The sequence below is a fragment of the Ensifer sp. ZNC0028 genome (assembly GCF_000799055.1).
Lineage (GTDB): Bacteria > Pseudomonadota > Alphaproteobacteria > Rhizobiales > Rhizobiaceae > Ensifer.
Genome location: NZ_JTLA01000263.1, coordinates 1 through 528, shown reverse-complemented (window position 1 = coordinate 528; position 528 = coordinate 1). Strand labels below are relative to the sequence as shown.

Sequence of the window (528 nt, the reverse complement as noted above, 5' to 3'; positions counted from 1 at the left end):
ACCAGCTGGAAATGGGCGGCAAGAACCCCTTCGTCGTGCTCGACGACGCCGACCTCAATGTCGCGGTCGAGGCGGCAGTCAATTCCGCCTTCTTCTCCACCGGCCAGCGCTGCACCGCGTCGTCGCGCCTCATCGTCACCGAGGGTATCCACGATCGCTTTGTCGCTGCCATGGGCGAGCGGATGAAGGGGCTTGTCATCGACGATGCCCTGAAGGCCGGCACCCAGATCGGCCCGGTGGTCGACCAGAGCCAGCTCAACCAGGACACCGACTACATCGCTATTGGCCGCCAGGAAGGTGCCAAACTTGCTTTCGGCGGCGCGCTTCTGAAGCGCGACACGCCCGGCTTCTATCTGCAGCCGGCGCTCTTTACCGAGGCGACCAACCAGATGCGGATTTCCCGCGAAGAGATCTTCGGCCCGGTCGCATCGGTCATCCGGGTCAAGGACTACGACGAGGCGCTCACCGTCGCCAACGACACCCCCTTCGGCCTGTCGTCGGGCATCGCCACCACGAGCCTCAAGCATG

General features: G+C 64.4%; 1 protein-coding gene. It reads left to right on the top strand.

Annotation, left to right across the window (positions count from 1 at the left end):
- A partial coding sequence (locus L981_RS32935) for an aldehyde dehydrogenase family protein (protein ID WP_043627188.1) occupies window positions 1-528 on the top strand: 528 nt, incomplete at both ends.